The organism is Monashia sp. HAY1-11D (assembly GCF_056868035.1).
Map to the genome: position 1 here is coordinate 2,440,831 of NZ_CP200320.1, position 23,519 is coordinate 2,464,349.

A 23,519-nucleotide genomic window follows, 5' to 3' on the forward strand; every position below is an offset into this window, starting at 1 on the left:
CGACGCGGCCCGCCGGAGCACGATGTGCACATGGACGGGGCACGGTGAGCGGCACGAGCGGGCTGCGGCCCGCCGCAGGCCGCCCCCTGCTCCACCACCTCCGCGTCCTCCTCCTCGTCGGGGGCTCGTACTACCTCGGCGCGCGCCTCGGCCTCGGCATGTCCCTCGTCGAGCGCAACGTCACCCCGCTGTGGCCGCCGACGGGCATCGCCGTCGCGGCGTTCCTCCTGCTCGACCGCCGACGCCGGCCCGTGGTCACCCTCGCCGTCCTCCTGTCGGCGTTCGCCGTCAACCTGCCCATCAGCGCGAACCCGCTGGCCGCCGGGGTGACGGCGGTCGGCAACGCCGCGGCCCCGCTCGTCGCGGCCCTGCTGCTGCACCGCTTCGGCTTCCGCCGCCAGGTCGACCGCCTCCGCGACGCGCTCGCCATCGTCTTCCTCGGCGCCCTCGCCAGCATGACGGTCAGCGCCACGGTCGGCGCCGTCACGCTCGCGGCGTCGGGGGCCATCGGCGTCGACGCCCTGCCGACCGCGTGGGCGGTGTGGTGGACGGGGGACGCCATGGGGGTGCTCGTCGTGACGCCCTACCTGCTCAGCGTGCCGCTCGTCGTCGACCGCACGTGGCGCAGGAGCCAGTGGCTGGAGGGCCTCACCGTCCTCGTCGCGTCGGGCCTGGTCACGGGCTGGGCGGCCTTCTCGCACATGGTCGTCCTCGTCGTGGTCCTGCCGGTCCTCGGGTGGGCGGCGTGGCGGCTGCAGCTGCGCGGTGCAGCCCCCGCCGCCCTCGTGGCCTCCGTCGTCGCCACGTGGGCTGCAGCCCACCAGCGCGGCCCGTTCGAAGGCCGCTCCCTGCTCGAGCAGATGGTGAGCCTCCAGGCGTTCAACGCCTGCGTCGCGCTGACGTCGTTGATCCTCGCCTCGCTCGTCAGCGAGCGGCTCGAGGCGGCGAGCACCCTGGCACGGTCCGCGGCCGAGCTCGAGGCGCGGGTGGCCCAGCGCACCGCCGACCTGCAGACCGCCAACGCGCGGCTGCGCCGCGAGATCCGCGAGCGCTCCCAGGCGCAGCGCCTGCTGAGCCACGAGGAGGCCCGCGCCACGAGGGAGCACCAGATCGCGGAGGTCCTCCAGCGCAGCATGCTCCCCGGTGGCCTGCCCGACCTGCCCGGCCTCGACGTCGCCGCCCGGTACCTGCCGGCGACCGCGGACGTGCAGGTCGGCGGGGACTGGTACGACGTGATCCCCCTGCGGCACGGGCTCGTCGGCCTCGTCATCGGCGACGTCGCCGGCCACGGTGTGCACGCCGCGGCGACCATGGCGCAGGTGCGCATGGCCGTGCGGGCCTACGCCGTCCAGGACCCCTCGCCGGCCCGCGTCCTGCGTCGCGTCCACCGGCTCCTGACGCGCCTGGCCACCGACGAGATGGTCACCATGCTCTTCCTCCTGCTCGACCCGGCGCAGGGCACCGTGCGCCTCTCGAGCGCCGGGCACCCGCCGGCGCTCCTCGTCGACGCCGACCGGGCCCGGTTCCTCGACGGCGCCCTCGCGCCGCCGCTCGGTGTCACCCCGGCCCGGACCTTCGCCGAGGTCGAGCACCTGCTGCCGGCCGGGGCGACCCTGCTGCTCTACACCGACGGGCTCGTCGAGCGTCGCGGTGTCGCGATCACCGAGGGCCTGGACCGGCTGAGCGCCGGCGCGCTCCGCCTCGTGCAGCCCGATGCCGGACACGATGCCGGTGACCTCGACACCGTCTGCGACGCGCTCCTGGCCGTGCTCCTCGGCGAGGCCGACCGCTCGGACGACGTCGCCCTCCTCGCCGTCCGCCCGGTGCGGACCGGCACCGGCGCCCTGCGGCTCAGCGTCCCGGCGGACGCCCGCTCGCTCGCCGAGGTCCGCACCGCGATGCGCCGATGGCTGCGGGAGGTGGGCGTCTCGCCGGAGGACGAGGTCGCCCTCCTCGTGGCCTGCGGGGAGGCATGTGCGAACGTCGTCCAGCACGCGTACAGCGGTGCCCCGTCGCCGGAGACCATCGACGTCGAGGTGCGCCGACGCGTCGGCGCGGACGGAGGCGTCGACGCCGTGGAGGTCGCCGTCCGGGACCACGGGACGTGGCGCGTGCCCGCGGCCCGCGGCGGTGGCTGGGGGCTCGGCGTGATCCGGGCTTTGACGGAGTCCGTCGACACGCGACACGATCCGGGGGGCACCGTCGTGACGATGACGCGTGCGGTCCGGAGAGGAGCTGTGCCGTGAACGACCTCGCGCACGTCGACGCCGCACTGCACGACGAGCTCTGCCTCGTCCGTGTCCGCGGGGAGATCGACCTGTCCAACGCCTCCGACGTCGGGGACGCGGTCGCCGCAGCGGTTCCCGGGGCCGCGGCGCGGGTCGTCGTCGACCTCAGCGGCACCACGTACCTCGACAGCACGGGCATCGCGATGATCTTCCACCTGTCCGAACGGCTGGGCCACCAGCGCCAGCCCCTGCGGGTCGTCGTGCCGCCGACGTCGGTGATCCGCAGGGTCGTCGACATCACCGACCTCGGCGCGGTCATCCCCGTCGACGACGGCCCGCCCGAGCTGGCCTGACGCGCCTCACCCCCGGCCGGCGGGAGGCCCTGCCGCACAAGGCTGCCCGGCCGAGAGGCACTTTCCTGTGGGTCGTCGCGGACCTGTGGGCAGGAGCGTCACGCGGACCTACACTGAAGACGCGTCGCTGCTGCACGCCATCGACCGTTGGGGGCCCAACATGCCGGCACGACGCACGACCTTCCTCGCGGCCTGCGCCGCGGTCCTCCTGCTCGGAGCCGGCGTGCCGGCCGCCGTCTCGGGCACGGTCCCGAGCGCCGTGCCGGCCACGCTCGCGACCACCACCCTGACGCCGGCCGACCAGGCGCGCGCGGTCTTCGACCGGATGACCGCCGCGCAGCGGATCGGGCAGCTGTTCATGGTGGGCGGCCCGGCAACCGGCCTCGGGTCCTCGACGCAGGCGGCCATCACGCAGTACCACGTCGGCAACCTCGTCCTCACCGGCCGGACGACCTACGGCGCGGCCCCGGTGCGCTACCTCACCGCCCACGCCGACGCGCTGACGACGTCGGCGGCCACGGCCGGCGTCCCCCTCTTCATCGCGACCGACCAGGAGGGCGGCTACGTGCAGGTGCTCCAGGGCACCGGGTTCTCGCGGATGCCGACGGCACTGACGCAGGGCACGTGGTCCGACACGACGCTGACCGCGAGCGCGACGACGTGGGGGCGGCAGGTGTTCCGCTCCGGGGTGGACCTCGACCTGGCACCGGTGATGGACACCGTCGCCAAGAGCTTCGCCAGCCTCAACCAGCCGATCGGGTACTGGGACCGGGAGTACGGGTACACGCCCTCGGTCGTCGCCGACAAGGGCACGGCGTTCCAGCACGGCATGCAGACCTCCGGTCTGGCGATGACGGCCAAGCACTTCCCGGGTCTGGGCCGCGTCACCGGCAACACCGACACGTCGGCCGGGGTCACCGACACCGTCACGACGCGCACCTCGGCCGACATCGGGCCGTTCCGCGCGGCCATCGCCGCCGGTTCGCGGGTGCTCATGGTCTCGTCGGCCTACTACCGGCTCATCGACGCCGCGCACCCGGCCGTGTTCTCACCCACCGTCATCGGCGGGATGATCCGCGGCGACCTGCACTTCACCGGGATCGTCGTCAGCGACGACCTCGGCAGCGCCCGGCAGGTCACCGGCTGGACGCCGGCGGCGCGGGCCCTGCACTTCCTCGAGGCCGGCGGTGACGTCGTCCTGACCGTCACCCCGACCGTGGTGCCGGCCATGGTGCAGGCGGTCACGGCACGGGCGGCGTCCGACTCGGTCTTCCGGGCCAAGGTCGACGCGGCGGTGCTCCGGGTCCTCACGGTCAAGGCGCAGGACGGACTCCTCGCACCGCGGCCCCCGGTCAACGGCTCCCTCGGGTCCTCGACGATCGTCGCACTCCAGCGCTGGTTGGGCGTCACCCGCACCGGCGTCTTCGACACGACGACCATCCGCGCCCTGCAGGCCCGCATCGGGATGGACGTCGTCGGCGTCTGGGGCCCGCGCTCGATGGCCGCGATGCAGACCTACCTCGGCCTCTACCGCGACGGCGCGACGACGTGGAACGCCCGGACCGTCGCCGAGCTGCAGCGCTACCTCGCCACGCAGCTCTGACCCGCAGACGCGTCCGACCAGGGAGACGAGGAGCCGTCGTCGGCCGGGGGAGCCGTCGTCGGCCGACTACGCGCGCCGGACCCGCGTCGCTACTCGACGGACGTGCTCGGCACGTCGTCGTCCGGCGTCGGCACGTCGGTGACCCGGGCCGTGTGGGCCGAGACGACGTAGGGGTTGCCGCGGGCGACCGCGTCGGCCACGGCGTCGACCCACGGCTCCGGCATCGGCGCGAGCCCGGCTCCGGCGATCGCCTCGACGAGCGCCTGCGTGGCCTCGTCGTGGGACCGGTGCCGACCCCGGCGCACGAGGTCGTTGATGATCGTCTGCAGCTGCTCGTCGCGGGCGAGGGCGGCCCGCTCGAGAGCGCGGTCGTCCATCGGGTCCGTCGTCGGCTCCATCGCTGCCTCCTCGGGTGTGGGGACCGCCTCCGCCGCGCTCCTCCGGAGGGGGCCGTACCCGCTCGGTTCGACTCGGGCACGCCGGTTGCCTACACTCGCTGGGTCCATCCGCACGGATCCGGGGCAAGGGGACCCGCCGACAGGAAGTTCGTTCGTGGGTCTGACCGTCCTCGAAGCCGTCCTCGCAAGCATGCTCGCCACCCTCGGGTGCCTCGTCGCCGCGCCACGCCGCTCCTCCGGCCGCGTCCGCCGCGCCGCACCGGCGTCGTGGCCCGCCCGCGCCCTCTTCCCCCTCGTCCCGCTCGGCCTCGTCGGCGGTGGGATGCTCCTGCTCGGCGCCGCGAGCGACGTGGCCGTCGCGGTCGGCGTCCTGTGGGTGCTGTCCGTGCCGTGGGTCCTCGTCACGACACGCTGGGGGGTGTGGGCGCACGCCGCGTGGTCGCTCACCGTGTCCGCAGGCCTCGCCTACCTCGGCGCGATGCTCTGGTGGACGCTCGGTTCCGGGCTCACCGGGCTGACCCTCGTCGGCGCGTGGCTGCTGCTCGGTCTCGAGGTCGCGGCGTTCGTGCTCCTCCTCGCCTACGGCTGGGAGATCTTCGACGTGCTCGGCAGCCGGCAGTGGCGCCGCCGCCTCGCACCGGGGACGACGTCCGTCGTCGCCACCCGCACCGACCTGCCGTTCGTCTCGATCCACGTGCCGGCCCACAACGAGCCGCCGGACATGCTCATCGACACCCTGCGCTCGCTGGCCGCCCTCGACTACCCGGCGTACGAGGTGCTCGTCATCGACAACAACACCGAGGACGACGCGCTCGTCGAGCCGGTCGCCGCGTTCTGCGCCGCCCACCCCGAGGTCTTCCGGTTCCACCGCCTCCTCGACTGGCCCGGGTACAAGTCAGGGGCCCTCAACTACGCCCTGACCGTGACGGACCCACGGGCCCTCGTCGTCGGCGTCGTCGACGCGGACTACCAGGTCGACGCGGACTGGCTGCGCCAGACGGTCGGTGCCTTCGACGACCCGAAGGTGGCCTTCGTGCAGTCCCCGCAGGACTACCGGGACTGGGAGGGTTCGGGCTACCTGCGCCGCCTCTACTTCAGCTACGACTACTTCTTCTCGGTCTCGCAGCCCTCCCGTGACGAGCGGGACGCCGCGATCTTCGGCGGCACCATGGGGCTCGTGCGCCTCCAGGCGCTGCGCGACGTCGGCGGCTGGGACGAGTGGTGCGTCACCGAGGACGCTGAGCTGTCCCTGCGCCTGCTCGCCGCGGGCTGGAGCGGCCACCACGTCGACCGGCCCTTCGGCCGCGGGATCATGCCGCTGACGTTCGAGGCGCTCAAGGGCCAGCGCTTCCGCTGGTGCTTCGGCGGGATGCAGATCCTGCGGCGGCACTGGCGGGTCCTCATGCCGTGGAACCGGTCGACGCCGATGTCGCGCAGCCAGCGCCTCGCCTACCTCGTCGGCGGCCTCCAGTGGACCGGTGACCTGCTCTCGCTCGTCTTCGGTGCGGTCGTCGTCGTCAGCCTCGTCGACGTCGCGCTCGGTGGCGGCCTCGTCGTCCAGCGCCTGAGCGGCCTCATGCTCGTCGCCGTCCCGGCCCTGCTCCTCTTCGGCCTGCTCCGGGCGGTCGCCGTCGTCAAGCTCGTGGCCCAGCGGGCGACCTGGCGCGATGCCGTCGGGGCCTTCGTCATGTGGCTCTCGCTCGGCTGGGTCGTGTCGCTGGCCGTCGTGCGTGGCCTGACCGAGCCCGCCGGCGTCTTCCTCCGGACCCCCAAGGTCAAGGGGGAGGTGCGGCTGTCGGACGCGGTGCGCTCCAACCGTGCCGAGCTCGCGTCGGCGCTCGTGGCCGGGGTCGCCGTGCTGTCCGCCGTCCTCGTCCGACCGGGGCTCGTCGCGCTGGGGCTGGCCGCGCTGCTCGTCGTCCCCGTCGTCGGCTGGCTCGCCGCACCGGCCAACACGCTCGCCGCCTTCCGCGCCGACCTCCCGCCACGGCTGCGCGCACGCCGCGACTCGGAACGGGCCCGGGCCTGGTGGGGCCGCGTCGGTGGTGCCCGGGGGTCGCTCGCCACGGCGGCCGCGGCCGCCGCCGTCCTCGGTGTGGTGGCCCTCGTCGTGTCGCCGGCGTCCCAGCAGTCGCCGCGCAACAGCGCGATGCCCGCGCTGCCGCGGACCACCGTGACCGTCCAGCCGGACCCCGCCACGGGGACGGGCGCGCGGACGTGGACACCCTCGACGACGTCGGGTGGCGCCGCGGTGTCCTCCACCGGCACGCCGACGCCCGGTTCCCCGAGCGCCACGAGCCGCGTGGGGTCGCTCGCGCCGGCGACGACCGCACCGGCTCCCGCCACGACGTCCACCGGCCGGCCCACGGCCGTCCCGACGACGCCGCCGGGCACGCCGTCGACGGCCACGCGCCCGACCCAGGCGCAGACGGTCCCCGGTGCGACGAACCGTCCGACGAAGACCAAGTCCACGGGACCGCCCCCCACTCCCTGAGCGGCGCCGGTCCGCGCCCGCTCGTCTGCGCCCTCATCGGCCGACGTCCCGACGCGCGTCCGCTGGCAGGATGGCCCCATGAGCCCGGACGTCCCCCTCAGCGTGCGCACCCCGTCCCCGCTCGGTGAGTTCCTCCGCGCGCGCCGTCGCGCGCTCGCCCCCGAGGACGTCGGCATCAGGCGGACCAAGGGCCGTCACCGCGTCGGTCTGAGCCGCACCGAGGTCGCCGAGCTCGCCGAGATCTCCGTGGCCTACTACGACCTCATCGAGCGGGGCCGCGACCTGCGCCCGAGCGCGTCCGTCCTCGACGGCCTCGCCAGGGCCCTGCGCCTCGACGCCGACGGCCGCACCCACCTGCACGGGCTCGCCACCGGGGGCCCGCGGCGGCGGCACGCCGAGCCGGAGGAGCTCGCCGACGAGCTCGCCGAGCTGCTCGAGGCGGTGCTGCCCAACCCCGCCTACGTCGTCGGCGCGCGCTGGGACGTCATCGGCGCCAACCGTGCGGCGTGCCGCCTGTTCACCGACTGGGAGGGCCGGCGGACCAAGCGCGAGCGCAACCTCCTGTGGTTCTACTGCTGCGACCCCGCGGCGCGGTCGCTCTTCGTCGACTGGGTGCAGGAGGCGGCGGACCAGCTGGCCCTCTTCCGCGAGGCCTACGCCCGCCACCCCGACGACCCGGGCTTCCAGCGCGTCCTCGACGAGGTGTTCCGCGGCAACCCGGACACCGTCGAGTGGTGGGAGCGCCACGACAGCGACCCCACCCGCGGCCGTACCAAGCGGATCCGTCTCGAGGACGGGCGCGTCGTCCGGCTCCGGCAGCTCGTGCTCCAGGCGCTCGACGACCCCGACATCCGCGTCATCAGCTACTTCGTCGACGCCGACGAGGACCTCGACGCCGCGGACCTCGACGCCTGACGCCCGTCCGGCCCGGCCTGACCGGGGCTCGCGCGGGGAGGCGCCCCGTCCCACGAACGGACGAGGCGCCCCGGGACGGTGGCTCGGGTGGCGGTGGCCGCTACCGTCGGCGTCGGGTGCCGAAGATGCTGCGGGTGATCTCGCGGCCGATGACGGTGCCGGCAGAACGCAGCATCGAGCGGAAGGCCGTGGACTGCACGACCTGCTCGACGAGGCCGGGGTCCTCCTTCGGCTCACGCCTCGGGGTCGATGTCGACGCCGGGGGCGGGGGCGTGGGGGCCGGCGACTCGGCGGGGGCGGCCGGCGGCGCGGCCTGCAGCCGCCGCGCGAGCATCTCGTAGGCGGACTCGCGGTCGAGGACGTCCGCGTACTTGGCCCGCAACGGCGAGGCAGTCACGACGGCGTCGAGCGTGGCCTGCGGCGAGGGGTCCATGAGCGAGTTCGGTGCCTTCATCCGCGTCCACGCCACCGGCGTCGGCACACCCCGGTCGGACAGCACCGTGACCACGGCCTCCCCGATGCCGAGGCTCGTCAGCAGCGTCTCCATGTCGTACGCCGTGTGTGGGTACGTGGCGATGGCCTGCTTGAGGGCCTTGGCGTCGTCGGGGGTGAAGGCGCGCAGCGCGTGCTGGACGCGGTTGCCGAGCTGGGCGAGGACGCCGGCCGGCACGTCCTTGGGCGACTGCGTCACGAAGAAGACTCCGACGCCCTTGGACCGGATGAGCCGGACCGTCTGCTCGATGGCCTGGAGGAACGCCTTGCTCGCGTCCTGGAACAGCAGGTGGGCCTCGTCGAAGAAGAAGACGAGCTTCGGCTTGTCGACGTCGCCCTCCTCGGGCAGCTCGTGGAAGAGGTCGGCGAGCAGCCACATGAGGAACGTCGAGAACAGCTGCGGCCGGTCCTGCACCTGCGGCAGCTCGAGGCAGGAGACGATGCCGCGGCCGTCGGCGCCGACGCGCAGCAGGTCCGCGGTGTCGAACTCCGGCTCGCCGAAGAAGTCCCCGGCGCCCTGGTCCTCGAAGGCGATGAGGTCGCGCAGGATGACGCCCGCCGTGGCGCTGGACAGGCCGCCGAGCTCCTTGAGGTCGGCCTTGCCGTCGTCGGAGGTGAGGTGCGTGATGACGGCCCGCAGGTCCTTGAGGTCGAGCAGCGCCAGACCGTTCTTGTCGGCGTAGTGGAAGACCAGCCCGAGGCTGCTCTCCTGGGTGTCGTTGAGGCCGAGGACCTTGGACAGCAGCGTCGGGCCGAACCCCGTGATCGTGGCCCGGACCGGTATGCCGGTGCCCTTGCCGCCGAGGGTGTAGAACTCGCTCGGGTAGCCCTTCGGCTCCCACTGCATGCCGACGTCGGCGGCGCGCGCCGTGATCTTGTCGCCGCCCTCGCCCGGGGTGGCGATGCCGGACAGGTCACCCTTCATGTCGGCGAGGAAGACCGGAACGCCGGCGTCGGACAGCTGCTCGGCCATGAGCTGGAGCGTCTTGGTCTTGCCGGTGCCGGTGGCGCCCGCGACGAGGCCGTGCCGGTTGAGCACGCTGAGCGGCACCTGCACCGGGGCGTCGGCATGGGCCGTACCGTCGACGACGGCGGCACCGAGCCGGAGCACGCTGCCCTCGAACGCGTAGCCCGCCCGGATCTCGTCGATCTGGTCGGTCTGGGCGTTCCGGTCGGTCCGGTCGGTCTGGTCGGTCCGGTCGGTGCCGGTCGTGGCCTCGTTCGGTGACCCGCTCACGACGGGAACTCTAGTCGGCGCGCCCACGAGTTCGCTGTCTATGCTGGCCCGGTGATTTTCAAGGCCGTCGGCGACTCCCGCCCGTACCCGGACCACGGACTCGAGACGACGAAGGACTGGTCGAACGTCCCGCCGCGCGTCGTCCAGCTCGGCGAGCTCATCACCACCAAGAGCACCCTCGACCTGCGCGGGCTGCTCGCCGACGACTCGACCTTCTACGGGGACCTGTTCCCGCACTGCGTCGAGTGGAACGGCGAGCTGTACCTCGAGGACGGCCTGCACCGGGCTCTTCGCGCGGCACTCCAGCAGAGACCTGTCCTTCACGCCCGAGTCCTCGTACTCTCCTGACACACGCGCACCACCGGGTGCGCGTGCCGAGGACCTCGCCGAGGACAAGGAGACCGGATGTCGGACGTCGCAGACGACGGGGGCGGCGGCACCTACCGGGTGCGGCGCCGGCGTCGGTCGACCGTCGTCATCGCGGTCGTCCTGCTGGCGCTCGCCGGCGCGTTCTACTACGCGTCGAGCTACTGGCGCGCCTCCGAGCCCAAGGCCGGGCCGTGCAGCACCGAGCCGGCCACCGACCTGCTCCAGCCGCGCGACGTGAGCCTCAACGTCTACAACGCGACGAGCCGCCGCGGCCTCGCCGCGGCGGTCGCCAAGGGCGCCGACAAGCGTGGGTTCTCGGTCAAGGCCGTCGCCAACGACCCGAAGAACGCCACGGTCAAGGGCGTCGCCCAGATCCGCTTCGGGCCCGAGGGGGCCGACTCGGCGCGGCTGCTCAAGCAGTACGTGCCCAAGGCGACGTACCTGAACGACAAGCGCAAGGGCGACACCGTCGACCTTGTCGTGGGCGACGCGTGGCAGGCCTTCGGTCCGACGCCTGCCGCCCCGACGCCCACGTCGACGCTGCCGCCCTGCCCGACCGTCACCGTCACCGACGGCTGAGGCTGACGGTCGGGCCGCGGCCCTCGGCTCAGGACGTGTAGGGGATGCGCCGCCAGGTCAGGACGTGCTCGGCACCCGGGCGGGCGACGGTCACCACGAGGAAGTCCTTGTTGTTGCTCGACCCGTCGACGGTGATGCGGGTCAGGTTCGGCGCCGACCCGTCGACCCCGTAGAAGTCGAGCCACGGGGACCCGGCCGCGAGCGGGTGGTCGGCGTTGTACACGTGGCTGTCGCCGTTGAAGAGGTAGACCTCGCCGTCGAAGTCGTGCGACTGGGCGACGAGCTCGCGCACGAGCGGCTGGAAGGCCGAGTCGTCGCCCCACGTGACGTCGTAGGTCGGGTCGAACATGTCGGCCTGGGTGAAGAGCGCCACGGCGCGGTCGTGGCGCCGGCGGGCCGACGCGAACGCCTCGCGCACCTGGGCCACGGCGGCGTCCATGCGGGCGCCCTCCTCGGCCACCTGCGCGGCCGTCGGGCTCGTGAACCCGAGCTCGGGCCAGGGCAGGAGGCCGTCGTTGCTGCCGACGACGTGCAGTGTTGCCAGCTCGACGCCCTGGCGGCGCAGCGACACGTTCTCGGGAATCCCTTGTGCGACCTGCGAGTCGACGGTCATCGGGTCGGCGCCGAGGGTGCGTCCGGGCACCGGGAAGAAGGTCCTGCGGATCGCGGAGAGACGCTCGAGCGGGTTGTACGTGCCGTTGGTGGTGCGGTGGCAGTCGGTCCACTCGTTGTCGCCCGGGGTGTAGAGCAGCGGCATCGTGAACCGGTCGAACTGGGTGCGGATCATGCCGAAGTACTCGTCGGTGCACGCGGAGGAGCCGTTCTTGATGTCCCCGACGTGGACCGTGAAGGACAGCCCGGGCGTCGCGTTGATCTGGTCCACCCAGCGCGGGAAGGCCGCGACCTGCGCAGCGCCGTACGGCACGTCGCCGATGACGGCGAAGGAGAGGTGGCCCTCCTTGTGCTGCCCGGACGGGACGTCGGTCGTCGTGGTCGCGGCAGAGGCCACCGCGGGGATCGTGAGGAGGGCGGCGGCGACGGCCGCCACGACAGGGGTGCGTGAGAGGTGCATGCCTGTCGTTCTCCCGCACCGCCCGGGAACGGCACCACCGCCGCCGCGTGAACGTCAGGCGTCGAGACGGGCCAGCGTGGCCACCATGAGCGCCTTGATCGTGTGCATCCGGTTCTCGGCCTGGTCGAAGACGACCGACGCCGTGGACTCGAACACGTCGTCGGTCACCTCGAGCTCCTTGAGCCCGAAGCGCTCGTGGACGTCCTGGCCCACCTTCGTGTCGAGGTCGTGGAAGGCCGGCAGGCAGTGCATGAACCGTACGGACGGGTTGCCGGTGAGGGCGAGCATCTCGGCGTTGACCTGGTACGGCGCGAGCAGCTGGATCCGCTGCGCCCACACCTCGGCGGGCTCGCCCATCGACACCCACACGTCGGTGTGGAGGAAGTCCACGCCGCGCACACCCTCGGCGACGTCCTCGGTCAGGGTGACGCGTGCGCCGGTGTCCGCGGCGTACCTCCGCGCGATGGCCACGACGGCGTCCGAGGGCCACAGCGACCGCGGCGCCACGATGCGCACGTCCATGCCGAGCATCGCGCCGGTGACGAGCAGCGAGTTGCCCATGTTGAACCTCGCGTCGCCGACGAACGCGTACGCGGTCTCGGACTCGGGCTTGCCGGCGTGCTCGCGCATCGTCAGGGCGTCGCACAGCGACTGCGTCGGGTGCCAGTCGTCGGTGAGCCCGTTCCACACCGGCACACCGGCGTGCGCCGACAGGGTCTCGATGACGTCCTGGCCCGCGCCGCGGTACTCGATGCCGTCGTAGAAGCGGCCGAGGACGCGTGCGGTGTCCTTGGCCGACTCCTTGTGGCCCATCTGCGAGCCGCTCGGGTCGAGGTAGGTCGTGCTCGCGCCCTGGTCCGCCGCGGCCACCTCGAACGCGCACCGGGTGCGCGTCGAGGTCTTCTCGAAGAGCAGCGCGATGTTGAGGCCGGTCAGGTGGCGCGGCTCGCGTCGCTCACGCTTGGCCGCCTTGAGGTTCGCGGCGAGGTCGAGCAGCGCCCGGAACTCCTCGGGCGTCAGGTCGGTCTCCTTGAGGAGGGAGCGTCCGTACAGGGCGGCGAGCGTCATGGGCCGATGCTTCCAGCACCGGGCCGGACGCGGCAAAGGGGTCTCAGGTCAGCTGACGCGCGGCGTCCCGGACGCGCTCGAGGTACGCGCGGGCGAGCAGCGGCCCGGTGACCCTCCGGCCGCTGCCGATGCAGAGGACGACGTCGTCGAGGCGGTGGGTGCCCGGGCGTCCGCCGGACCTCGCCCAGCCGTCACGGATCCGTTCGAGCTGCTCCACGGTCAGGAACGGCGACGGCTCCTCCGGCTGGTACCGGCAGCCGAGCGGGTAGTCGCGCCCGCGCCGACGCATCATCTCGACGTGGCAGCCGAGCACGTGGCGCACCCCCTCGCGCTCGGCGAACGTGACGAGCCGGTCGAGCGAGGCCGCCATCGCCGCCGGGTCGTCGACGTAGAGCCGGCCCGGGTAGACGGTATCACCGGTGTGCAGCAGCCCCGTCGCCCGGTCGTGGAAGGCGACCGAGGACGCGTGGTGGCCGGGAATCGGCAGCACGTCAACGAGGCGCCCGCCGAGGTCGAACGGCACCGCCGCGTCGGGCTCTTCGGCCGCGAGAGCGAAGAAGGCGTGGACGGCCGCCGTGTCGTGCCCGACGACCGTCGTGCGCGGCCGGTCGGCGAAGGCGGCGTCACCGGCGACGTGGTCACCGTGGGCGTGGCTGTGCGCCACGACGAGGTCGAGGTCGCCCAATCCATGCTCGCGCGCCCACGCGTCCATCTCGGCGTCGACGACCGCGCGCAGACCTTCCCCGGCACTGCGCCGGTGTCGATGAGCAACGCCCGTTCCCGGCCCAGGAGCAGCAGCAGGAACGGCGCCTCGTAGGTCCGGTCCTTCGACTGGCGCACCAGCACCGTCCCGGCCGTGAGCTGCTCGACCTGGTGGTCGGGGTCGGTGCGGTGCCGGCGCAAGCGCGACCCGTGGATCCAGCGGTGGGTCGTGTCGAGGAGGAGTGGTTCGGGCATGCGGCTGATTCTGGTGGCGTCCGTCGTGGCGGTCATCTCGGTTTGGGCCAGTCGTCGGCCACGACAACGCGCCATGTGGTCGCGTGGCGCGGTCGGGGTCGCTGCACGGCCACGACAACGCGCCATGTGGTCGCGAGTCGCGGTCGGGGTCGCTGCACGGCCACGACAACGCGCCATGTGGTCGCGTGGCGGAGGATGGGGGAGCCGTCGCCTCCGCGTCGCTCTGGCTGCTCCCACATCCCGCGGGACTCCGCATACACGAACGGCCCCCACCGCGCAGAGCGCGGCGGGGGCCGTTCGTGTTGGCGGAGGATGGGGGATTTGAACCCCCGAGGGTTTTATCCCAACACGATTTCCAATCGTGCGCACTAGGCCACTATGCGAATCCTCCGTGGGGGAGGCTACCGGAGGAGGCCGGTGCGGATGAAATCGGCGGTCGCGCCTCGTCGCCCACCGCCGCCGGGCCGCTCGTGGCCGCCACGACCTCCACCGGCACGTCGCCCGACCGGATTTCCGGCTGACCGACGGCGCGGCATACACTGGCCGCCGGCACCCCGCGTGGTGGTACCTCTCCGAACTCCCCCAGGGCAGGAATGCAGCAAGGGTAGGAGGGCTCTTCCAGGTACGCGGGGTGTCCCTCTGTCCGGCTGCCGACCCTGGCGAGGGGGGTCAGCGCGGCGGAGCAGTCGTCGTGCCGACGCGGAGGGTCACCGGCTGGGTCACGCTGCGCACCCGTCGGCCCTCGAGGCGACGCCGCACGAGGTCACCGAGGACCTTGCCCTTCTCGCGGCCCTGCTGGTCCATCGTCGTGAGGCGGTGCGGCAGCCACGGCAGGTCGACGCCGTCGAACCCGGTGACCGACAGGTCGTCCGGTACCGCCAGGCCCAGCTCCTCCGCGGCGATGACGACGCCGGCCGCGATGACGTCCGACTGGCACACGACCGCGGTCGGCCGCCGGCGCGCCGGCCGGTCGAGCAGGGCGCCCCCGGCGACGATCCCACCCTCGACGGAGGAGCCGTCACCGGTCTGGAGCGCCTCCGCGTCCGGACCGAAGACGTCACGGAACCCGAGCAGCCGGCCCGTCGACGCGATCGCCACGTGGCGCGTCGACACCTCCGAGTCCGGCACGGGCCCGGCGTGACTGCCGGGGGTCAACGGCATGGCCACGTGGGCCACGCGTCGGTGCCCGAGATCGCGGACGTGCCGGGCCACCTCGGCGCCGGCGGCGCGCTCGTCGACGCGGACCTGGGTGATGCGGCGGTCGCTCGGCACGCCGGTGCTGAACATCGGGATGCCCCGCGAGGCGAGGTGCGCGACGGCCGGGTGCTCGCCGGGGCCGCAGAGTGAGAAGACGACGGCGTCGAGCGCGAGCCCGGACAGCTGCTGCACGACCGCGTCGAGGTCGTCGGACGGCTGGCCGAGCAGGAGCATGCCGGTCGGCACCGACTCCAGCACCTCGGCGAGGCCGTCGAGGACGGCGATCCCGAACGGGTCGCGGAAGGCGGTGCGCAGGCGGCCCTCGACGAGGACGCCGACCGCGCCGGCGCGCCCCTGGCGCAGCGAGGACGCGAGCGGGTTCGGGCCGGTGAAGCCCAGCCGTGCCGCCGCCTCCCGGACCCTCCGCGCCGTCGCCTCGGCCACCGGGCCCTTGCCGCTGAACACCAGGGAGGCCGTCGACACCGAGACGCCGGCGCGCTCGGCGACATCGCGGAGCGTGGGGCGGGCTTGACCGACGGGTGCCATGGGCGGCATGCTATCGAAACGATTCGAGTCGAATCGATTCGACCATGCTGTCGACAGGGATGAGAGGCTGGGTCGATGACCGGCGTCGGAAGCTCCGAGCTGAGCGTCGTGCGCACCGCGCGCACGGCGGTGTTCACCGCGTTCGCGCTCAACGGCGCGGCGTTCGCCGCCTTCGCCTCACGCGTCCCGGACCTCAAGCACGAGCTGGACCTGTCCGCCGGGCAGCTCGGACTGACCCTGCTCGCGGCCTCGCTGGGCTCCGTGCTCGGCCTGCCGCTGTCCGGCTGGATCGTGCACCACCTGGGCGCCGCCCGGACGCTGTTCGGCGCGGCCCTCGTGCAGGGCGTCGGGCTGCTCGGCGTCGGCCTCGGCGTGACCGCCGCCCACGAGCGCGCCCTCGTCATGGCCGGGCTCTTCCTCGTCGGCATCGGCACCGGCGTCTTCGACGTCAGCATGAACCTCGAGGGGGCCTCCGTCGAGCGTCTCCTCGGCCGGGCGATCATGCCGCACTTCCACGCTGCGTTCAGCGGCGGCACCGTCGTCAGCGCCCTCGTCGGTGCCGGCCTCTCGGCACTGCACGTGTCGATCCTCGTCCACCTGGTCGGTGTCGTCGTGCTCCTCGTCGTCGTGACGCCCTGGTTCCTCCGCGCCTTCCTGCCGCGGTCGGTGGAGGTCGACGAGCACGGCGAGGAGGTCAAGGAGAAGGCCGGGATCGCCGCGGCCTGGCGCGAGCCGCGCACCCTGCTCATCGGGGTCGTCGTCCTCGCCGCCGCCTTCACCGAGGGCACGGCCAACGACTGGGTCGGCGTCGCGCTCTCGGAGGGCTACGGCCTGCCCCGGTGGGTCGGCGTCATCGGTTTCGCCGTCTTCCTCAGCGCGATGACCGCCGGACGGGTCCTCGGCACCCGCTTCCTCGACGACCGGGGTCGTCTGCCCGTGCTGCGTGTCCTCTTCGTCTCGGCCGTCGTCGGCTGCGCGCTCGTCGTCCTCGGTGGCCCCGTGCTTGCCTTCGTCGGCGCCGCTGTCTGGGGCGTCGGCGCGAGCCTCGGCTTCCCGGTCGGCATGAGCGCCGCCGCGGACGACCCGCGCCGTGCGGCCGCGCGCATGAGCGTCGTCTCGACGATCGGCTACACCGCGTTCCTCGCCGGCCCGCCGCTGCTCGGCTTCCTCGGCGACCACGTCGGCGTGCTGCACTCCCTGCTCGTCGTCGGGGTCCTGTGCGGCGTCGCGCTCCTCGCGTTGCCCGCCGTTCGGGAGCCCGGCGCCGGCCCGCGGACCTGACGCGCCACCACCCGTCGACATCCCTCGGTCTTCCGGGCCGAGCGGCCGGAACGAACGCCCGAAACGCCGCTTCAGCGGCGACGAGCCGCGCTCGCTCCGGCCGCTCGACCCGGTGATGGGCGGCGCCGCGGCTGGGAAGTGCTCGGTGATGGGCGGCGCCGGGGGTCAGAAGTACTCGGTGATGTAGGGCGCCGCGGCGAAGACCGCGTCGAGGGCGGCGTCGTCGGCGGGTGAGCCACCCTCGAGCAGCCCGGCGAGGCGCAGCCGCGACGTCGACCAGCCGCACCACAGGGCGGCGAGACCCCGGGGGTCCACGCGGGGCACCGACGACTCCAGGTCGGCCGACATCTCCGGCTCGCCGGGCCCGTCGGCGAGGCGGGTCGCGGTTCCGGCACCCCCGTCCACGGCGAGACGCCACACGCCGGCGTTGGCGGGCGCGTCGGCGTCGGACACGGCGAGGTCGACCGCCGCGGTCGTGAGCGGCGGGAACCCACGTGCCGCGAACGCACCGGCGAGGTCGATGACGCGGGCCATCCAAGGCACCTGGTGCACCTGTGTCTCCGGCAGCCCGGTGAGGGCGAGGAGCACGGGGTCGCGGGGGTCGAGGTGGGTGTGCACCGTCGGCACGGCCGACGACCCCGACCCGACGATGCCCCACAGCGCCGCAGCCGTCGGGGCGTCCGCGGCGACGAGGTGCTCGACGGTCGCGACTTCGGCCGACAGGTCGTAGGCGACGAACCCCGTGGGTTCCGCGCCGCCGACGTCGTGCCCCACGACGTACGTGACCAGCTCGTCCTGCTCGATCATCCGTCGGAACGTCCCGGCGCTCGGCGCCATCGGTCCGCTCTGCCCGTGCCGGGCCTGGGCCGTGCGGGTCAGGGCCTCGAGGGCGCGGGCGTCCTCGGGCGTGGCGGACCGGACGCGTCGGCTGTGGCCGGCCGAACCGAGGGCGCGGACGAGGTGCGAGGCCAGCGTCGTGCGCGACTGCACGCCGCCGACCTCGTAGCCCGAGCGCCGGTACAGCGCCGGTGCGGTGGGAAAGAGGCAGGACACGACATCGCCGAGCTCGCCCATCCGCGCCACGAGCGCGCGCGTCAGGGTCGTGGCGACGCCGCGGCCGCGGGCGCTCGGTTCGACGTAGACGCCGGCGACGCCGCCCATCGGCAGGTGCCGGCCGCCCCAGGCCTGGTGGAACGGGCGGATCCGACCGGAGCCCACGACGGTACCCGTGTCGTCGGTCACGACGACCATGCGCCCGCCCAGGGTCTCGGCCGCGACGCGCTCCCACCAGCCGGCGCCCTCGGCGCCGAGCGGACCGAACGACCGGCTCCGGATGCGCAGGATGGCCGGCAGGTCGTCGTGCGTCGCGTCGCGGGTCCGCAGGTCCGTCATGGGCCCGAACCTAACGAGTGGTCCGGGTCGCGGGCGACCCTGTCGATGTCAGGAGCGATGCAGGTAGGTGAGGCGGCGCACCTTCGCGACGGCCCACGCCAGCACGACGTAGACGAGCCAGCTGACGACCGAGAGCCAGGTGTAGCGACCGGCCTTCGTGAGCACGGCGACGAGGGATCCCAGCACGACGACGACGAGCGCGGGCATCGCGTACCAGGCGATGACCGTCTGTGGCCGCAGCATGAAGGTCGGAGAGCCGCGGAAGGCGGCCAGCACGTTGCCGGCCGTGACGAGCACGAGGACGAGCCACAGCGACAGCACCGCGCTCGCCGGGAGCGAGCCGAGCGCGGCGGCCACCCCGGCCCAGCCACCGAGGACGAGGACCGTGAGCACGGTCGGCAGCACGACGTGCGCGCCCACCTCGGTGAGCTCGCCCGTGCCGAGGAGCGAGGGCGTCCCGACGTTGTCGGCCTGCAGCCGCAGGCCCTCCGCCCACGCACCGAAGCCGAGGTAGAGCGGCAGGAGGCCGATCGTCGCCGCGATGCTCGGCGCCGCCGGCTGGGTGAAGGCCCACGTGACGATCGCGCCGCCGAGGAGGCTGAGGCCCAGGCCGGACAGGAAGGCGCCGGGCGTCCGGCGCAGCCCCAGCAGGTCGCGACGTACGAGGACGGTGAACGGTCCACCGGGTCGCAGCCGTGCCGACCGGCCGTGCCGCACGGGCCGCGTCAGCGCAAGCCGCGCGGTGCGCAGGTTCCCGGTCAGGGCCGAGCCGGCCATCGTCGAGGTGTTCGCCGAGTGGGTGCGCAGCGACTCGGCGTGCAGCTCGCGCAGGGCGTCGGTCACCCGCCACAGCAGGCCGAGGCCACGGTCGGGGCCGGGCCACGAGCGCACCTGAGACCACAGCCACAGCCGGGTCGCGAGCACGCCGAGGGCGGTTCCGGCCAGGGTCGTCACGGCAACAGTCGCGACCCCGGCGAGGTGGGCGAAGGCCAGGCCGGCGCCCAGGGTCAGGCCGCTCAGCGCACCGACGAACAGGCCGCCGACCGAGGCGTAGCGCCACCACCGCCGCAGGGCGAGCGCGCGGTCGAGGGGTGCCGGCAGGACGAGGTCGATCCACGGCATCGGCGGCACGACCGGACCCCGGAACCGGCCGGCGAAGACGACGGCCCCGAGCAGCGCCACGACCGACGCGACGAGCAGGACGACCGCGACAGGGGAGCGCAGCTGCTCGCCGAGGGACCTGGCGTCGGAGGTGCGGAAGACCGCCTGCACGATGGGGAACCCGTAGACGAGGGCACCGAGGAAGAGGACGTAGCCCGCGTACAGGCCCTGCCGCCGCGCCTTGCGGGCCGCCTCGCCACCGATGACCCAGTCGGCCTGGCCGAGGAGGTCGTGGTCGTCGTACACGACCTCGGCGGCCGCCGGTGGGCCGGAGGGCATCGGGACGTCCACCGTCGCCCGGGGCATCGGACGGGCCCTCGGCTCCGGCGGCGTCGGCGCCTCCGTGCTCGACCGGGATGCAGAGCCCTCGGCAGCCGGTGCCGGCCTGCCGGGGCCGGGCGGCGTCGCGCCCGCCGCCGCACGCGCGGCCTGACGCTTTCGCTTGCGCCTGCTCATCGCCGGACCGTCAGCGCGCCGGCACGACGTCGACGACGCGGGTCGCGAGGGAGGCCGTCAGCTCGGGGTCGTGACAGGCCATGACCACGGTGACACCCGAGTCGATGCGCTCGCGGATGAGGTCGGCGACCACCTGGCGCTTGGCGGTGTCGAGGCGCTGCTCCGGCTCGTCGAGGAGCACGACGTTCGCCGGCCGCGAGAACGTCAGGGCGAGGCGGAACAGCTGCTCCTGCCCCGAGGACAGCTCGTGGGGGAACCGGTCGTCGAGGTGGGCGATGCCGAGGCGCTCGAGCAGCGCGAGGCTGCGGTCGTCGGACCTGGCCGGGTCGCCGCCCCACGTCGAGTCGATGAGGACGAGGTGGTCGACGAGGGTCAGGTCGCGGTAGGTCGTCGGGGCGCCGAGCAGGGCCGCGACGGCGGCCCGTACCGCCCGGTCGCGCTCGTCGGCCTCGCGACCACCGATCGTCGCGGTGCCCGTGCTCGGCACGAGGAGACCACCGATGATGCGCAGCAGCGTCGTCTTGCCGGAGCCGTTGGGGCCGCGCAGGACGATGCACTCGCCCGGGTCGGCCCGCACGTCGGTGGGCCGCAGCAGGGTCGTCTCGTCGATCGTCTTGCTGACGCCCTCCGCGCGCACCTCGCCGGTCAGCACCGCCACCGCAGCCATCTCTCGCCCTCCTCGGGTCTCCGGCCCGACTCCCGGCCGGCTGACGACACCGTATGCCGTGCGGCTGGGACACGGGTGCCAGCCCTGGCCGGCAGCCGGCAGCCGGCAGCCGGCGGCAGGGGTCTGCCGGCCAGCGGGGTCAGCCCTGGGTGCCGACGGGCGGCCCGACGAGCAGGGCGATGCCGGTGAGGCCGAGCACGGCGAGGGCGCCGATGCCGGCACCGACGAGCGGCCGGGCGAGCAGGGTCGCGACGAGTCGCTCCGCAGGCGTCCTCGCGGCATCACCGCCAGGCCCGAGCCGCCAGACACCGCCCAGCCGGCCGCGCCGCTCGAGGCGCCGCTCCCACCAGATGGTCAGGAACGGGGGCACCGCGCTCAGCAGGCCGAGGAGGACCTCCCGCACGGTCCAGCGCTCGTCGACCCAGAGCAGCAGGGTGGCGATGCAGAAGGCGATGAAGACGACGCCGTGGGCGAGCCCGAAGACCCTGACTCCGAGGTCGGTCGTCCGGGTGACGTACTTGAGGACCATGCCGAGCAGCAGCAACGCCCACGTGACCACCTCCGCTGCTGCGAGGCGTCGGTAGAGGGTACGAGGGGTCATCTGGCGTCTCCTACGTCGTGTCGTACTCGAGCGCCCAGTGTGCCAAACGCCCGACCAGGCGGGACCACGCGGTCACCGCGACCGTCCCCGGCTCCGCCCGACGGGACCGTGCGGCCTCACGTGTCGCGGCGGGCCAGGGTGAGCGCGAAGTCGCCGTCGTCGTCGGTCCACCGGTGCTCGACGGTGAACCCGGCGGCGCCGAGCTCGGCGCCGAGCCGTTCGGGCCGGAACTTCGTCGAGATCTCGACGCGGATCTCCTCGCCGTGGGCCAGGTCGAAGACGAGGTCGGCCCCGGGAACCGTGACCCGCTGCGGCATGTCGGCGCGCAGGCGGAGGTCCATGCGCTCCTCGCGTGGGTCCCAGAACGGGACGTAGGAGAAGGCGTCGACGTCGAAGTCGGCGCCGAGCTCGCGGTTGAGCACGTGGAGGCAGTTGGTGACGAAGGCCGCCGTGACGCCTCCCGGGTCGTCGTAGGCGGCGATCAGCCGGTCGCTGCTCTTGACGAGGTCGGTGCCGAGCAGGAACCAGTCGCCGGGCTCGAGGCTGTCGGCCAGGGCCCCGAGGAACGCGGCGCGCTCCTCGACGTAGAAGTTGCCGATCGTGCCCCCGAGGAAGGCGACGAGGCGCCGGCCCCCGCGCGGCAGGTGACCCAGGTGCAGGGTGAAGTCGCCGACCAGCGCCTCCACCAGCAGCGACGGGTAGCGCGCGCTCAGCATCGCCGCGGCGTCGCGCAGCGTCTGCTCGGACACGTCGACGGGCACGAAGCGCTCGAGATGGCCGGCGGTGGTGAACGCGTCGAGCAGGGTCCGGGTCTTGTCGCTCGTGCCGCTGCCGAGCTCGACGAGCGTCGTGGCCCCCGAGGCGCGCACGATGTCGGCCGCGTGGTCGCGCAGGATCTCGCGCTCGCGCTCGGTCGGGTAGTACTCGGGCAGGCGGGTGATCTCGTCGAACAGGGACGAGCCGGCGTCGTCGTAGAGCCACTTCGGCGGCAGGGTCCGCGGTTGTGCCCCCAGCCCCCGACGCACGTCGGACACGAGCGAGCCGGAGGCCCAGTCGGGGTCGAGGGCGACGGTGACGACCGGCTCGCGGCCGGCCGGCGTCGTCACCGGGCACCCCCGTCGGCGAGCCGCACCCCGGACAGGGCCCACCGGGCCCCCGGCGGGAAGAAGTTGCGGTACGTGGCGCGGGCATGGTCCGGCGGCGTCAGGGCGCAACCGCCACGCAGCACCATCTGGCCCGACATGAACTTGCCGTTGTACTCGCCGATCGCGCCGGCCGGCGGGTGGTACCCCGGGTAGGCGAGGTAGGCCGAGGAGGTCCACTCCCAGCAGTCGCCGTACACCTGACGCAGGTGCCCGTTCGCGGGCGGGGCCGCCCGCGGGTGGAAGGTCAGCGTGTCGGCGAGGTTGCCCTCGGCGGTGGCCGACGCCGCGTGCCCGTCACCGCCCGCCGAGGCGTCGGCCTGGCCGTCGGCGACGACCGCGTGCTCCCACTCGGCCTCGGTGGGCAGCCGCTTGCCGGCCCACGTCGCGTAGGCGTCGGCCTCGTAGTGGCTGACGTGGCTGACCGGGAGGCCGGGGTTGACCGGCCAGGTGCCGCTCAGGGTGTGCTCGAACCAGATGCCGTCGACCTGGGTCCAGTAGAACGGGGCGCGCCAGCCCTCGCCGCGCACCCGGCCCCAGCCGTCGGAGAGCCACAGCTCGTGCCGGTCGTACCCTCCGTCGGCCATGAACTGGAGCCACTCGCCGTTGGTGACGAGGCGGTCGGCGAGCCGGTACGGCTCGAGCCAGGCCTGGTGCAGCGGCAGCTCGTTGTCGAAGGAGAACCCGCCGCCGCGGTGCCCGATCTCGACGAGCCCGCCCTCGACGTCGACCCAGCCGAGCGCGTCGGGCTCGCTCGGGGGGCTCGGGGTGCCGGCGTAGGCCGGCTGGAGCGGGTTGAGGGACAGGACGTGCTTGATGTCCATGAGCAGCAGCTCCTGGTGCTGCTGCTCGTGGTGGAAGCCGAGCTCGATGGTCGAGATGAGCTTCTCGAGCGCGCCACCGTCGAGGCCCTGCACGAGGTCGCGCATGCGGGCGTCGACGTTGTCGCGGTAGAGACCGACGTCGTGGGCGCCGGGCCGGCTGATGAGGCCGCGGTTCGGCCGGGCGTACCGGGGACCGACGCCCTCGTAGTAGCTGTTGAACAGGAACCAGTAGCGGTCCTGGTACGGCGTGAACGACGGCTCGTGGTCGGCGAGGACGAACGTCTCGAAGAACCACGTGACGTGCGCGCGGTGCCACTTCGTCGGCGAGACGTCCGGCATCGACTGGACGGTCTGGTCCTCGGGGGACAGGGGCGCGGCGAGCGCCTCGGTGTGGGCGCGCACCTCGCCGTAGCGGGCGACGAGCGCCTCGGCGTCCCACTCCCGCGCGGATGTCGCGTGCGGGGTCGGATCGGGCATCGTGACCTCC

20 protein-coding genes, 1 tRNA gene and 1 other RNA gene are annotated in these 23,519 nt (G+C 73.6%); 9 read left to right on the forward strand and 13 right to left on the reverse strand.

Annotated features, from left to right (window positions below):
• Positions 1 to 44 precede the first annotated feature (44 nt).
• The 3 genes from AC1VM9_RS11270 to AC1VM9_RS11280 all read left to right on the forward strand — a co-directional run bounded on the left by AC1VM9_RS11270 (position 45) and on the right by AC1VM9_RS11280 (position 4,184).
• On the forward strand, positions 45 to 2,246 hold the full coding sequence (locus tag AC1VM9_RS11270; RefSeq protein WP_483122695.1) for an ATP-binding SpoIIE family protein phosphatase: 2,202 nt from the start codon (positions 45 to 47) through the stop codon (positions 2,244 to 2,246).
• A complete protein-coding gene (locus AC1VM9_RS11275) occupies positions 2,243 to 2,581 on the forward strand; it encodes an STAS domain-containing protein (RefSeq protein ID WP_481342906.1) in 339 nt (112 codons plus the stop codon). Before AC1VM9_RS11270 ends, AC1VM9_RS11275 begins: the two co-directional genes overlap by 4 nt.
• A 160-nt stretch (positions 2,582 to 2,741) precedes the next feature.
• Entirely contained in the window at positions 2,742 to 4,184 is a 1,443-nt protein-coding gene (locus tag AC1VM9_RS11280; protein WP_483122697.1) for a glycoside hydrolase family 3 N-terminal domain-containing protein, read from the forward strand.
• 89 nt (positions 4,185 to 4,273) lie between these two features.
• Here the strand turns inward: AC1VM9_RS11280 and AC1VM9_RS11285 are convergent, their stop codons facing one another.
• Positions 4,274 to 4,582, reverse strand: coding sequence for a hypothetical protein (locus AC1VM9_RS11285; protein WP_481347189.1), 309 nt, complete (start codon positions 4,580 to 4,582; stop codon positions 4,274 to 4,276).
• A 154-nt stretch (positions 4,583 to 4,736) separates the two neighbouring features.
• Between AC1VM9_RS11285 and AC1VM9_RS11290 the strand changes: the two genes are divergently transcribed.
• Complete coding sequence (locus tag AC1VM9_RS11290) at positions 4,737 to 7,076, forward strand: glycosyltransferase family 2 protein (protein WP_483122698.1); 2,340 nt, start codon at positions 4,737 to 4,739, stop codon at positions 7,074 to 7,076.
• A 78-nt stretch (positions 7,077 to 7,154) separates the two neighbouring features.
• Entirely contained in the window at positions 7,155 to 7,991 is an 837-nt protein-coding gene (locus AC1VM9_RS11295) for a helix-turn-helix domain-containing protein (RefSeq protein WP_483122699.1), read from the forward strand.
• A 100-nt stretch (positions 7,992 to 8,091) separates the two neighbouring features.
• Here the strand turns inward: AC1VM9_RS11295 and AC1VM9_RS11300 are convergent, their stop codons facing one another.
• Positions 8,092 to 9,633 carry a helicase HerA-like domain-containing protein gene (locus AC1VM9_RS11300; protein ID WP_483124003.1) on the reverse strand — a complete coding sequence of 514 codons (1,542 nt, stop codon included), beginning with the start codon at positions 9,631 to 9,633 and terminating at the stop codon, positions 8,092 to 8,094.
• Between the two features lie 138 nt (positions 9,634 to 9,771).
• On the opposite strand from AC1VM9_RS11300, the gene AC1VM9_RS11305 reads away from it, so the two are divergent.
• Together AC1VM9_RS11305 and AC1VM9_RS11310 are read left to right on the forward strand one after the other, a co-directional pair.
• Complete coding sequence (locus AC1VM9_RS11305; protein ID WP_481341927.1) at positions 9,772 to 10,068, forward strand: type II toxin-antitoxin system VapB family antitoxin; 297 nt, start codon at positions 9,772 to 9,774, stop codon at positions 10,066 to 10,068.
• Positions 10,069 to 10,125: 57 nt separating this feature from the next.
• Entirely contained in the window at positions 10,126 to 10,668 is a 543-nt protein-coding gene (locus AC1VM9_RS11310; RefSeq protein ID WP_483122700.1) for a LytR C-terminal domain-containing protein, read from the forward strand.
• Between the two features lie 28 nt (positions 10,669 to 10,696).
• Here the strand turns inward: AC1VM9_RS11310 and AC1VM9_RS11315 are convergent, their stop codons facing one another.
• The 4 genes from AC1VM9_RS11315 to AC1VM9_RS11330 all read right to left on the reverse strand — a co-directional run bounded on the left by AC1VM9_RS11315 (position 10,697) and on the right by AC1VM9_RS11330 (position 14,156).
• Positions 10,697 to 11,740, reverse strand: a complete 1,044-nt coding sequence (locus AC1VM9_RS11315; protein WP_483122701.1) for a hypothetical protein — start codon at positions 11,738 to 11,740, stop codon at positions 10,697 to 10,699.
• A gap of 54 nt (positions 11,741 to 11,794) precedes the next feature.
• Positions 11,795 to 12,808, reverse strand: a complete 1,014-nt coding sequence (argF, locus tag AC1VM9_RS11320) for an ornithine carbamoyltransferase (RefSeq protein WP_483122703.1) — start codon at positions 12,806 to 12,808, stop codon at positions 11,795 to 11,797.
• A gap of 43 nt (positions 12,809 to 12,851) precedes the next feature.
• Positions 12,852 to 13,520 (reverse strand): MBL fold metallo-hydrolase, encoded by a 669-nt coding sequence (locus tag AC1VM9_RS11325; protein ID WP_483122704.1) that lies wholly within the window; start codon positions 13,518 to 13,520, stop codon positions 12,852 to 12,854.
• A 548-nt stretch (positions 13,521 to 14,068) separates the two neighbouring features.
• Positions 14,069 to 14,156, reverse strand: a tRNA-Ser gene (locus tag AC1VM9_RS11330).
• 154 nt (positions 14,157 to 14,310) lie between these two features.
• On the opposite strand from AC1VM9_RS11330, the gene ffs reads away from it, so the two are divergent.
• Positions 14,311 to 14,409, forward strand: an RNA gene (gene ffs, locus AC1VM9_RS11335) — signal recognition particle sRNA small type.
• 25 nt (positions 14,410 to 14,434) lie between these two features.
• Here the strand turns inward: ffs and AC1VM9_RS11340 are convergent.
• Positions 14,435 to 15,508, reverse strand: a complete 1,074-nt coding sequence (locus AC1VM9_RS11340; protein WP_481341922.1) for a LacI family DNA-binding transcriptional regulator — start codon at positions 15,506 to 15,508, stop codon at positions 14,435 to 14,437.
• Between the two features lie 75 nt (positions 15,509 to 15,583).
• Here AC1VM9_RS11340 and AC1VM9_RS11345 point away from each other — a divergent pair, with 75 nt between their 5' ends.
• Entirely contained in the window at positions 15,584 to 16,789 is a 1,206-nt protein-coding gene (locus AC1VM9_RS11345) for an MFS transporter (RefSeq protein WP_483122705.1), read from the forward strand.
• A gap of 165 nt (positions 16,790 to 16,954) precedes the next feature.
• Here AC1VM9_RS11345 and AC1VM9_RS11350 read toward each other — a convergent pair whose 3' ends face one another.
• The 6 genes from AC1VM9_RS11350 to egtB all read right to left on the reverse strand — a co-directional run bounded on the left by AC1VM9_RS11350 (position 16,955) and on the right by egtB (position 23,509).
• Entirely contained in the window at positions 16,955 to 18,181 is a 1,227-nt protein-coding gene (locus tag AC1VM9_RS11350) for a GNAT family N-acetyltransferase (RefSeq protein ID WP_483122707.1), read from the reverse strand.
• A 48-nt stretch (positions 18,182 to 18,229) separates the two neighbouring features.
• A complete protein-coding gene (locus tag AC1VM9_RS11355) occupies positions 18,230 to 19,621 on the reverse strand; it encodes a hypothetical protein (RefSeq protein ID WP_483122708.1) in 1,392 nt (463 codons plus the stop codon).
• Between the two features lie 187 nt (positions 19,622 to 19,808).
• The gene (locus AC1VM9_RS11360) at positions 19,809 to 20,465 is read right to left on the reverse strand and encodes an ABC transporter ATP-binding protein (protein WP_483122709.1); all 657 of its coding nucleotides are present in this window, start codon (positions 20,463 to 20,465) and stop codon (positions 19,809 to 19,811) included.
• Between the two features lie 139 nt (positions 20,466 to 20,604).
• The gene (locus AC1VM9_RS11365) at positions 20,605 to 21,066 is read right to left on the reverse strand and encodes a DUF3817 domain-containing protein (protein ID WP_483122711.1); all 462 of its coding nucleotides are present in this window, start codon (positions 21,064 to 21,066) and stop codon (positions 20,605 to 20,607) included.
• A gap of 116 nt (positions 21,067 to 21,182) precedes the next feature.
• Positions 21,183 to 22,172: an L-histidine N(alpha)-methyltransferase gene (gene egtD / locus AC1VM9_RS11370; protein WP_483122712.1), complete on the reverse strand. Its 990-nt coding sequence runs from the start codon at positions 22,170 to 22,172 to the stop codon at positions 21,183 to 21,185.
• Positions 22,169 to 23,509 (reverse strand): ergothioneine biosynthesis protein EgtB, encoded by a 1,341-nt coding sequence (gene egtB / locus AC1VM9_RS11375; protein WP_483122713.1) that lies wholly within the window; start codon positions 23,507 to 23,509, stop codon positions 22,169 to 22,171. Before egtB ends, egtD begins: the two co-directional genes overlap by 4 nt.
• Positions 23,510 to 23,519 lie beyond the last annotated feature (10 nt).

Coding starts and splice junctions, on each gene's coding strand:
- AC1VM9_RS11280 (WP_483122697.1), top strand. CDS start 2,742: ATGCCGGCACGACGCACGACCTTCCTCGCGGCCTGCGCCGCGGTCCTC.
- AC1VM9_RS11285 (WP_481347189.1), bottom strand. CDS start 4,582: ATGGAGCCGACGACGGACCCGATGGACGACCGCGCTCTCGAGCGGGCC.
- AC1VM9_RS11295 (WP_483122699.1), top strand. CDS start 7,155: ATGAGCCCGGACGTCCCCCTCAGCGTGCGCACCCCGTCCCCGCTCGGT.
- AC1VM9_RS11310 (WP_483122700.1), top strand. CDS start 10,126: ATGTCGGACGTCGCAGACGACGGGGGCGGCGGCACCTACCGGGTGCGG.
- AC1VM9_RS11315 (WP_483122701.1), bottom strand. CDS start 11,740: ATGCACCTCTCACGCACCCCTGTCGTGGCGGCCGTCGCCGCCGCCCTC.
- argF (WP_483122703.1), bottom strand. CDS start 12,808: ATGACGCTCGCCGCCCTGTACGGACGCTCCCTCCTCAAGGAGACCGAC.
- AC1VM9_RS11325 (WP_483122704.1), bottom strand. CDS start 13,520: ATGGACGCGTGGGCGCGCGAGCATGGATTGGGCGACCTCGACCTCGTC.
- AC1VM9_RS11340 (WP_481341922.1), bottom strand. CDS start 15,508: ATGGCACCCGTCGGTCAAGCCCGCCCCACGCTCCGCGATGTCGCCGAG.
- AC1VM9_RS11345 (WP_483122705.1), top strand. CDS start 15,584: ATGACCGGCGTCGGAAGCTCCGAGCTGAGCGTCGTGCGCACCGCGCGC.
- AC1VM9_RS11350 (WP_483122707.1), bottom strand. CDS start 18,181: ATGACGGACCTGCGGACCCGCGACGCGACGCACGACGACCTGCCGGCC.
- AC1VM9_RS11355 (WP_483122708.1), bottom strand. CDS start 19,621: ATGCCCTCCGGCCCACCGGCGGCCGCCGAGGTCGTGTACGACGACCAC.
- AC1VM9_RS11360 (WP_483122709.1), bottom strand. CDS start 20,465: ATGGCTGCGGTGGCGGTGCTGACCGGCGAGGTGCGCGCGGAGGGCGTC.
- AC1VM9_RS11365 (WP_483122711.1), bottom strand. CDS start 21,066: ATGACCCCTCGTACCCTCTACCGACGCCTCGCAGCAGCGGAGGTGGTC.
- egtB (WP_483122713.1), bottom strand. CDS start 23,509: ATGCCCGATCCGACCCCGCACGCGACATCCGCGCGGGAGTGGGACGCC.